At 34.4% G+C, this 1,847-nt stretch carries 4 protein-coding genes; all 4 read left to right on the forward strand.

Annotation, left to right across the window (positions count from 1 at the left end; all coding sequences use genetic code 11):
• Positions 1 to 166 precede the first annotated feature (166 nt).
• Positions 167 to 571 carry a DUF1761 domain-containing protein gene (locus GQR46_RS19250; RefSeq protein ID WP_165742135.1) on the forward strand — a complete coding sequence of 135 codons (405 nt, stop codon included), beginning with the start codon at positions 167 to 169 and terminating at the stop codon, positions 569 to 571.
• Positions 572 to 663: 92 nt separating this feature from the next.
• Entirely contained in the window at positions 664 to 1,032 is a 369-nt protein-coding gene (locus GQR46_RS19255) for a response regulator (RefSeq protein WP_024593155.1), read from the forward strand.
• A 146-nt stretch (positions 1,033 to 1,178) separates the two neighbouring features.
• Entirely contained in the window at positions 1,179 to 1,430 is a 252-nt protein-coding gene (locus tag GQR46_RS19260) for a hypothetical protein (protein ID WP_165729466.1), read from the forward strand.
• A 203-nt stretch (positions 1,431 to 1,633) separates the two neighbouring features.
• On the forward strand, positions 1,634 to 1,847 hold a 214-nt coding region (locus tag GQR46_RS19265; RefSeq protein ID WP_165742137.1), incomplete at its 3' end, for a hypothetical protein.

Below are 1,847 nucleotides of genomic sequence, written 5' to 3' on the forward strand. Positions count from 1 at the left end.
ATTTGGCGATTTATAAATTTTATTTTTATAATTATCTTCTATACCAAAAATTAATTTAAGTTAGGCTATTTGCTCAATCCCCTATTTATAACTACATTGGGAGTATCTTTATACCGTTAATATTTAATACCAAACGGTATTACACTTTTTGTATACGGCTGTTTGTATGAACCTTTTAGATGTAGATTATTTTGCGATACTAGTGGCTGCACTGTCTTCTTTTATGCTTGGCGGTATATGGTATTCAAAAGCTCTCTTTAAAAATGCATGGCTAGAAAGTATTGGCTTAACTGATCTGGATTTACAATCGGCTAATCCTAAGTTGATATTTGGCGGCAGCTTTTTCTTAGTGTTTATAGCGGCTTTAATGCTGTCTCTTTTTTTAGGTAAAGACGCAAGCTTAGGTGAAAGTATAGGGACTGGCTTTATTATTGGCTTTTTTTGGATTGGCAGTTCATTAGGATTGAGCTATATATTTGAGCAACGCCCTCTAAAGCTTTTTTTAATTAACGGGGGGTACCATACTTTACAATTTTCGTTAATGGGGCTCATTTTAGGGATATGGCCGTAAGATTTAAATAATCAGCAAATCCAAATTTGATCCTTATCTACGAGTAGAGTAGTTTTATATAATCCCATTTATACAATTTGGTAAAGAAACTAATGAGAATATTAGTTGTTGATGATATGCCACTCATGCGACACGTATTAATTAATATGCTTAGAAAACTAGAGTATAGCAATATCGTTGAAGCAACTGATGGATTGCAAGCTTTGGTATTTCTGCGTAATCAACATTTCGATTTGGTTATTACTGACCTTCATATGCCAAAAATGGATGGCGTTAGTTTACTTACTAACATTCGAAAAGATAAAGAACTCGCTGATATTCCCGTTTTAATGGTTACTTGTGAAGACAGTACAGATAAAGTTAAGCAAGTTATTGCAGCTAAGGTATCAGGGTTTATAGTCAAACCTTTTAATATGAATGTATTGTCATCTCAATTAAACCGCTTCTTTTTTAAAGATTAGGATGTGTTTATTTTGTAAAGGTTACATGTAATGGGGCTTTATAGATTAAGTCTGCCGTATCTAAATTCTAAGTCAGAGGTGGTAACCTTTACCCATCTAAACTGATATAATTGCTAATTACTCTTTATATAATACCGCAGGACGTAATGGCAAAACCCAACAAAAAAGGCCCTACTAAAACGGTTGATATTTTTTGCTCTGCTTGTAAAGCCTCTTTATTTAAATATCGAAAAGGGGGAAAAGGAACATTAATTAAGTGCTTTAAAGAGCGTATTAGCCAAGACTTTACAACAGAGGCTTGTATTTGCCCTAACTGTAGCCGGCCATTTGCCCGAGAAGCGATTATTCGCGGTGCGCCGGCCTATAAAATAATTGGCGGCAAAGTAACCTTTAAATAAGGTATATGAAGTAATACTAAACCGCAATAATACTTAATTAAGCGAATAAGTATAAAGCCTTGTGCATGCGGACATATGGCCTTGTTAGAATTTACCATATTGATAGAATCGCCCGGTTTGCTGTTTCAATGAATGAAAAAATACCCTCCCCATGGATCGGGCCAGTTTATTGGGTTATTTAAAAATGGATAAAGGATAGTTTCGTGATAGCACTCTTATTTGACATCATAGGCATGACAGGTACTTTTTTAGTAGTTGGTTCATTTTTTTTACTGCAGCTAGGTAAAACATCTCCAGCTAGCTTAACGTATAATATGATGAATTTAACAGGGGCAATTTTACTGTTAATTAGCCTTTGTTATAACTTTAATTTAGCGAGCTTTGTAATCGAGATATTTTGGATTGCAGCGTCGTTAA

It is taken from the genome of Pseudoalteromonas sp. Z1A6 (assembly GCF_011378745.1).
GTDB classification, from domain to species: domain Bacteria; phylum Pseudomonadota; class Gammaproteobacteria; order Enterobacterales; family Alteromonadaceae; genus Pseudoalteromonas; species Pseudoalteromonas arctica.